Consider the following 8,058-nt stretch of genomic DNA (forward strand, 5'->3'; position numbering starts at 1 on the left):
GTCCATGACACCGCCGGGAGCGCCCGCGTGGAGCGTCCGACACCTTACGAAACCCGAACGCCCCGCCGGGTCTTCTCCTCGTCCGTCGCACGCGCTGCCAGTCTGCGCCCATGAACCGCGTCCGCCGTCTCCCGTTCCCCGTCGCCGTCACCGCTCTTCTGCTGTCGCTCCTGACCGTCTCGCTGACCCTCCTGCTCCGCGGGGGCTCCCACGGGACCGGATTCCTGACCGGTTACGCGGGCACCTGGGCGGTGTTCGCGGCGGCGGTGGCCGCCCTGCGCCGGGTCCCCCGCCGGCACGTCGTCCCGCTCCTGCTCGCCGGGGCGGTCGCGGTGACGGCGACGGGGCTGGTGGCGGCCCCGCGGACGAGCACGGACTCGTACCGGTACGCGTGGGACGGCCGGGTGCAGGCAGCGGGCATCTCGCCGTACGACCACGCGCCCGCGGACCCGGCGCTCGCCGGGCTCCGTGACGACTGGCTCTTCCCCGGCCCCGCGGCGTGCGGGCGGGGCGACGCGGACCTCGCACCGCTGGCCGGCGGCCGGTGCACGCGGATCAACCGGCCGGCCGTGCACACGATCTACCCTCCGGTGGCGGAGGGCTGGTTCCTCCTCGTCCACGCGCTGTCGCCGCCGGGCGTCCGTCACAAGGGGCTCCAGACGGGCGCGGCGCTGCTCTCGCTGGCCGTCAGCGGCCTCCTGACCGGCGTTCTGCGCCGACGCGGGGATCCGCGCCGGGCGGCCCTTTGGGCGTGGTGCCCCGCGGTCCCCGTCGAGGCCGTCGACAACGCCCACGTCGACGTCCTGGCGGTGCTCCTGTCGGTCGGCGCGCTCGCTCTCGTGGCGCGGCGTCGCCGCGTCACGGGCGGAGTGCTGCTCGGTCTTGCGGTCGCCGCCAAGCTGCTGCCCGCCGTGCTGCTGCCGGGCGTGCTGTCCGGCGTCCGGCGGCCGCGCACGGTCGCGGCCGTGGCGCTGTCCGTCACGGCGGCGGTCGCCCTGGCGTACGTGCCGTACGTCCTGCTGTCCGACGGTTCCGTCCTCGGCTATCTGGGCGGCTACACGCGGGAGGAGGGCTACGACGACCCGGGCGCGGGCGGACGGTACGCCCTGCTGCGGCTCGTGCTGCCCGACGCGTGGGCGCTGCCCGCGGCGGCGCTGGGGACGGCGGCGGTGGCGGTGGCGGTGTGGTGGCGCGGTGACCCCGAACGCCCTTGGTGCGGAGCCCTGTTGACCACGGGTACGGGATTCCTCCTGTTCACGCCCGGCTACTCCTGGTACGCCCTGTTGCTCGTCGCTCTCGTCGCCCTGGACGGGCGCTGGGAGTGGCTCGGCGTCGCCCTCGCCGGCGCGGTGGCGTATCTGGCGGGTCCGGTCACCGGCCCGGACGGCGGCACCGCCGCCTACGGGGCGGCGGGGATCGTGGTGGGCGCGATGTGGTGGGCGCGGCGGCGGAACGTCGGACGGTCTGCGGGTGCGCGGCGGGACCTCACCGCGCGGACCACGGGACCGGACACGGCGTGGCCTCGGTGCGCGCGGCACGGGGCCGCCCGGGCGGCAGACGCCGGGGCGGCCCCGTACGGGCGCGGGCGACTCAGCCGTCGGCCCCGGCCGGGGTCGTCGTGGCGGTGAGGCCCAGCTTCTTGTTGGCCTCCAGGGCGAACTCGTTGGTGAACGTCTTGCCGAGGTCGAGCGACGGCTCCGCCTTGCCGACCATCACCTCGGTCGCGAGCACGGTCTTCGGGCCGCCGGCCGGCATGATGCCGTCCGGCAGGAACTGGTCCTTGTCCTGTTCCAGGGCCTTGATGTAGTCGTCCTTGGTCACCAGGTCGTTCGCCACGAACGACGACGGCAGCTTGTTCGCGATGTCGGCGGCGCTGTGCGTGTCCATCCAGTGCATCGTGGCCACGAGCGCGTTGACGACCTTCTGCACCGTGTCCTTGTGCGAGTTCACCCAGTCGGTACGGGCGAGGACGCTCGCCGCCGGCCAGGCGCCGCCCAGCGCGGCCTTGGCGCCGTCGGTGGTGGCCAGGTCGATCGCGGAGGCGCCGACCCCCTTCTTCTCGATCGCGGAGACGGTCGGCTGCGTGGTGATGACGCAGTCGGCCTTGCCGTTCTGGAGCGCGGCGATGGCGGTGGAGCCCGCACCGACCGCGATGCGGTTGAACTGGTCCTCCTTGAGGCCCTTCTGCGCGGCCATGAACTTGGTCAGGGTGTCGGTGCCCGAGCCGATGTCGGTGACGCCGAGCGTCTTGCCCTTGAAGTCGGCGGCCGACTTCACACCGCTCTTCGTCGTGCACATCTCCCGCTCGCCCGGCGCGCCGGACAGCTGGACGACCGACTCGATCCCCTTGCCCTTGGCCACGAAGTCGATCGCGTGGACGTACCAGGCGCCCGCCATGTCGACCTGCCCCGAGGCCATGGCGGTGTCGGCGCCGACACCGCCGTTCGCCTCGTTGCTCAGCTCGACCCTGACGCCGTACTTCTTGTAGAAGCCGAGGCTCTCGGCGAGCTGGTAGGGCAGGTAGATCTGCTTGTCGATGCCGCCGACCATGAGCTTGACGGTCGGCATGCCGCCGGAGCCGTCCGAGCCGGTGTCCGCGGAGCTGCTGGAACACGCGGTGACCGCGCCGAGGGTGAGGACGGTCGCGACCGCTGCGGTGAGTGCTCTCTTGAGCATGGCGGCTCATTCCTTTCAGATCCTGCTCGGGTCTTCCGGCACGCGGGGGCGGGTGACGAGACGAGCGGGGATACGGGGAGGGGGTGAAGGTGGTGGTGAGCGGGGGGGGAGAGACGGTTGGCGGAGAGGCCATTCAGGCCGGCGGCGCGGCGACCCGTCGCCCGGACGTCCGGCGCCGGCGGCTCGGCGGCGCGCCGCTCAGAGGCCCGCGGCCTCGGAGGGGCTCGGCGGACGCCAGGAGAGGAGCCGGTGTTCGAGCTTGCCGATCAGCCACTCCGCGCCCAGCACGATCACCGCGATGACGAGCATTGTGGCGAACACGCCGTTCGGGTCGAAGTTGTTCTGCGCGGTCTTGATGACCAGGCCGAGGCCGCTCTGCGCGCCGAGCACCTCGCCGACGAGCGCGCCGACGATGGCGAAGCCGAAGGCGCTGTGCAGGCTGGCGATGATCCAGGTGAGCGCGGAGGGCACCACGACGTGCCGGATGATCTGCCACTGGGACGCGCCGAGCACCCGGGCGTTGGCGAGGATGTTGCGGTCGACCTCGCGCACGCCCTGGAAGGCGTTGAAGAAGACGATGAAGAACACCAGCACCGCGGCGAGCAGGATCTTCGGGGTGACGCCGATGCCGAAGGCGACGATGAAGATCGAGCCGAGGACGATACGCGGGATCGCGTTGACCATCTTGATGTAGGGGCCCAGCACGTCGGCGAGATAGCGGCTCTGCCCGAGTGCGACGCCGAAGACCACGCCGGTGAGGGAGCCCACGACGAAGCCGAGGAGCGCCTCCTGGATGGTGGTCCAGATGTTCGCGTAGAAGGACCCGAACCCGGTGCCGTCCTGGAAGAGCTCGACCAGCCGCTTCGCGATGCCGGACGGCTGTCCGAAGAAGAACGGGTCGACGATGCCCCAGGTGGTGAACGCCTGCCAGCCGCCGATCACGAAGACCGCGAGGCCGACGCGCCCCGCCCAGACCTGGGCGACACGCCGCCGGGCGGCGCTGCGGGCGGCCGCCGCGGGCGAGCCCTTGCCGCCGTCGGCGACGGCGGCGGGAGCGGTGGACGTCGTGCTCATGCCTTGCCTCCTGCGGTGCTCGCGTAGGCGCGCTCCACCTCTTCGCGCAGCGTGTCCCAGATCTGGTGCTGGAGCTCGATGAACCGGGGCTGGAAACGGATCTCCTGGACGGAGCCGCGGGGCCGTGGCAGGTCGATGTCGAAGACCTCCTTGACCGAGCCGGGGCTGGAGGTCATCACGACCACCCGGTCCGCCAGCGCCACGGCCTCGTCGAGGTCGTGGGTGATGAAGATGACGGAGGGACGGATCTGCTCCCACAGATCCAGCAGCTCGGTCGACATGATCGCCTTGGTCTGCACGTCCAGGGCGCCGAACGGCTCGTCCATGATCAGGATCTTGGGTTCGTTGATCAGCGCCGCGGCCATCGCCACGCGCTTGCGCATGCCGCCGGACAGCTGGTGCGGATAGCGGTCCTCGAACCCGGCGAGACCGACCCTGCGCAGCCAGTCGCGCGCCTGGGCGAGCGCCTTCTGCTTGGGCACACCGCGGAAGACGGGACCCATCAGCACGTTGCCGAGGACGGTCTTCCAGGGCAGCAGCGCGTCGGCCTGGAACATGAAGCTGACGCCGTCGGTGATGCCGTCCACCTCGCGGCCGCCGACCTTGACCGAGCCCTCGCTGGGCCGGTCGAGCCCGGACACCATGCCCAGTGTCGTGGACTTGCCACAGCCCGTCGGACCCACCACGGCGCAGAACTGTCCCGGCTCCACGGTGAACGACACCCCTTGCAGCGCCGTGAACACCTCACCGGCAGGAGTCAGGAACCGCTTGGTGAGCCCGGAGATCTCGATACGTGCGTCGGCACGCTCTGTCGCACGGGAGACCGGGCTGGTCGCGACATCGTTTCGCGAAGCCATGGGCCGTCTCCTTCCCTTTCTCGGAGTGCCTCGAAGTTCCTCTTCTCGGAGTTCCTGGGGAGCCGCCGGGGAGTCGCTCAGGAGTCCCTGCGGGTCCCTCTCAGGTCGAGGCCAGGCAGACGCTAGAGGCAGCCGTTCGTGACGTCGCTGTTTCCGAGGTAACCCGCGAAAGTCGCGTAAAGGCGACTTCTGCTCGTTCTGCTCAGTGGCCGGGGGGTAGGCAGCGTTCCCGCCATCAGGCACAATCGCGCCACCACGGGTTACGGCGCAGGGGCCGGCCCGGCACGACGCACGCCGGAGCGAAGAGGCAGTTGTGGCGCCCATGTCTCGGGAGCATTGCCCCTAGGAGGTGAGGGCCGATGATCCGGACCCTGGTGGTGGACGACGACTTCCGGGTCGGCCAGATCCACAGCAGCTACGTACGCCGGGTCGAGGGCTTCGAGGTGGTCGGCCAGGCGGCGACCGTGGCGGAGGCCCTGGCGGCGGTACGGACGCTGCACCCGGACCTGCTGCTGCTGGACGTCTTCCTGCCCGACGGCAGCGGACTCGACATCCTGCGACAGCTCAGCCAGAACCCGGTCGTGTCCCGCCCCGACGCCCTCATGATCACCGCCGACCACGACATATCCTCCGTCCGTGCCGCCATGAAACTGGGCGCCGTCGGCTATCTGGTGAAGCCGTTCGGCTCCGCCGACCTCACCGAACGGCTCGGCGCCTACCGCGGGCTCCACGACCGCGTGGCCGCGCTCGGCCAGGCGACCGCCGCCGACCAGTCCGACGTGGACGCACTGTTCAGCGCCGCCCGCCCACCCGCGGTCCCCCGGTCCCCGTCCAAAGGCCACTCGGCGCCCACGCTCACCGCGATCCACCGGGCCCTGCGCACCGCCGGTACCGCCCTGTCGTCCGCCGAGACCGCCGAGCAGATCGGCGTCTCCCGCGCCACGGCGCAGCGGTACCTGTCCTACCTGGTCAAGGAGGGAACGGTCCTCCTGGAACTCCGCTACGGCAGCACCGGCCGCCCCGAACACCGCTATCGCACCGCCCACTGACCGGTCGCCGTGCGGCCCCGTATCCGGGCCGGACGACGGGATATTCCGTTCGCTCCGATCGGGTGCGGGCATAGGCTGCGCGATCATGGAGCATCGTCAACTCGGCCGCAGCGGCCTGAAGATCAGCGAAGTCACCTACGGAAACTGGCTCACCCACGGCGAGACCGTCGCCGAGGACAACGCCCTGGCGTGTGTGCGGGCCGCCCTCGACGCGGGAGTCACCACCTTCGACACCGCCGACGTCTACGCCCTCGGCGCCGCCGAGGAGCTGCTCGGCAAGGCGCTGGCCGGCGTTCGCCGCTCCTCGCTGGAGATCGCCACCAAGGTCTGTCTGCCGACCGGTGACGGCCCGAACGATCGCGGCCTGTCGCGCAAGCACATCATGGAGTCCTGTCACGCCTCCCTGCGGCGCCTCGGCACGGACTACGTCGACCTCTATCAGGCGCACCGCTTCGACGAAGAGGTGCCGCTGGAGGAGACCCTGATCGCGTTCGACGACCTGGTCCGCCAGGGCAAGGTCCTCTACCTCGGCGTCTCCGAGTGGACCGCGCCGCAGATCGCCTCCGCGCTGGAGCTGGCCGACCAGCTGGGGCTGCGCAGCCGGATCGTCTCCAACCAGCCGCAGTACAACATGCTGTGGCGGGTCATCGAGCCCGAGGTCCTCCCCCTGTGCCGGCGCGAGGGCATCGGCCAGTTCGTGTTCCAGCCCCTCGCCCAGGGCGTCCTCACCGGCAAGTACCAGCCCGGCGAGCAGCCTCCGTCCGGCTCCCGGGCCACGGTCGGCGGGCGGGCTCCGCGCTTCATCGGCCGCGTCCTCGGCCCGGAGCTGCTCACCCGCGTCCAGGGCCTGCGCCCGCTCGCCGAGCAGGCGGGCCTGACGATGGCGCAGCTGGCGGTCGCCTGGACCCTCAACCAGGAGGGCGTCTCCTCCGCGATCATCGGCGCCACGCGTCCCGAGCAGGTCACGGAGAACGCCGCGGCGGCGGGCGTCAGGCTCGACGCGGAGCTGCTGGCGGCGGTGGACGAGGTCCTCGGCGGCCTGGTGGACCGCGACCCGTCGAAGACGGCCCGGCTGATGGACGTCGACCCGGCCTGGCAGGGTTAGCGGTCCCGCCGGGGTTCCCCTCCCCTTCGCCCGGCCCGGGCCGTAGCGGTTACCGCCCGGTGCGGAGGCCGGGGAACCCCGTCGGCAGCGGCGCGAGTTCGTCCTCCGGGCCCCCGACGACCCAGGTCGTGCCGTCGACCGTGACCGACGGGCCGGAGCCGTGTCCGGCCGTGCGGCGGGTGAGGGGGACGCAGAGGTAGGCGTCGCTCGCCGGGACGGGAAGGCTGAGGGCCTCGGCCATGGCACGGCCGCGCGGGTTGCCCGCGAGGAGCAGCAGGCCCTCGGCGCGCAGGGCGGCGCCGGCGAGGCGGACGACGCGCTCGCGGGCCCGCTCCCACTCGCGCTCGTGGATCAGCGGGCGCAGAGCGGTGGCGGGCACCGTGCGGAAGCGGACGCGGCGGAAGAACTCGGCGACGCGGGTCACGTCGTCGGGTTCGGCGAGGACGGCCGTACGGGCGTCGGGTTCGAGGCCCAGGAGGACGTTCTCGGGGAGGGGCGCGTCGCGGTGGAGCCAGAGGACGCTGCCGGGCGCGACGCGCGGCGGCCCGCCCCGTACCAGCCCCGCCGACCAGCGGGCGGCGACCTCGTCCACGTAGAGGAGCAGGCACATCCGGTCGCTCGGGCGGCGGTCGCCGAACTCCCGGTCGGGGCCGTGCGGGACCACCTCGGCGTGCAGGGGTACGGGCTTGCCCGGGCGTTCCCAGGTCAGCGGGCCGCTCGGGCCGCGGCGGAACGGGAAGGTGCCCTCGGCGAGCCGTCGCTCCAGATCCACCGAGATGCCGGCCACTTCCACCATGCTCAGGTCAGCCGGGTCGAAGCGGCCCGTGCCGCGCTTGGCGAGGGCAGTGTCGACGGTGTCGCGAAGCGTCCGGGCGAGCATCTCCCCCTGCGGATCCAGCTCGTTGAACACCCTCGCGAGTGCGAGGAGTTCGGCGTCCCAGCGACTGAGGTCCACCTGCGGGGTGAGGATCACGCACACCATCGTGCCCGTCCCGGTGCGCACTTCGCGCGGCGTGAGGCGGAGGGCGAGCTCGGAGTCCGCCGCGACGTGCGAGATCGTCGCGTACGCCTCCGGGGAGACGCAGAGGGTGGTGTCGTCCGGGTAGTTCTCCGACGTGCGGACGAAGTCCTCGAACCGCAGCATCGTCCGGGTGTACTCGACGGCGGCGTCGGTGCCCGGCGGCTCCACCACCGGCCCCCGGTGGACCGCAGCTTCCGGTCCACGTCGGTGACCGAGTACTGCAGCTCGCGCGGCGCGTCCGGCGCGTACGCGACCACCACGCCCTGCCCCTCGTAC

General features: G+C 72.1%; 7 protein-coding genes. 3 read left to right on the forward strand and 4 right to left on the reverse strand.

The annotated features are described in order from the left end of the window. Positions 1–110 precede the first annotated feature (110 nt). Positions 111–1,628, forward strand: coding sequence for a glycosyltransferase 87 family protein (locus ACWEV0_RS30170; RefSeq protein WP_453152832.1), 1,518 nt, complete (start codon positions 111–113; stop codon positions 1,626–1,628). Here the strand turns inward: ACWEV0_RS30170 and ACWEV0_RS30175 are convergent. The 3 genes from ACWEV0_RS30175 to ACWEV0_RS30185 form a co-directional block, all read right to left on the reverse strand. After that, entirely contained in the window at positions 1,591–2,676 is a 1,086-nt protein-coding gene (locus tag ACWEV0_RS30175; protein WP_453152833.1) for an ABC transporter substrate-binding protein, read from the reverse strand. The genes ACWEV0_RS30170 and ACWEV0_RS30175 overlap by 38 nt on opposite strands. Positions 2,677–2,874: 198 nt before the next feature. Further along, a complete protein-coding gene (locus ACWEV0_RS30180; RefSeq protein WP_453152834.1) occupies positions 2,875–3,750 on the reverse strand; it encodes an ABC transporter permease in 876 nt (291 codons plus the stop codon). After that, positions 3,747–4,607 carry an ABC transporter ATP-binding protein gene (locus ACWEV0_RS30185; protein ID WP_453152835.1) on the reverse strand — a complete coding sequence of 287 codons (861 nt, stop codon included), beginning with the start codon at positions 4,605–4,607 and terminating at the stop codon, positions 3,747–3,749. Before ACWEV0_RS30185 ends, ACWEV0_RS30180 begins: the two co-directional genes overlap by 4 nt. A gap of 359 nt (positions 4,608–4,966) precedes the next feature. Between ACWEV0_RS30185 and ACWEV0_RS30190 the strand changes: the two genes are divergently transcribed. Both ACWEV0_RS30190 and ACWEV0_RS30195 read left to right on the forward strand, forming a co-directional pair. Beyond that, a complete protein-coding gene (locus tag ACWEV0_RS30190) occupies positions 4,967–5,656 on the forward strand; it encodes a response regulator (RefSeq protein ID WP_453152836.1) in 690 nt (229 codons plus the stop codon). 85 nt (positions 5,657–5,741) lie between these two features. Then, entirely contained in the window at positions 5,742–6,761 is a 1,020-nt protein-coding gene (locus ACWEV0_RS30195; protein ID WP_453152837.1) for an aldo/keto reductase family protein, read from the forward strand. Positions 6,762–6,810: 49 nt separating this feature from the next. Here ACWEV0_RS30195 and ACWEV0_RS30200 read toward each other — a convergent pair whose 3' ends face one another. Next, complete coding sequence (locus ACWEV0_RS30200) at positions 6,811–7,953, reverse strand: NaeI family type II restriction endonuclease (protein ID WP_453152838.1); 1,143 nt, start codon at positions 7,951–7,953, stop codon at positions 6,811–6,813. Positions 7,954–8,058: the final 105 nt, after the last annotated feature.

It is taken from the genome of Streptomyces sp. NPDC003943 (assembly GCF_053605265.1).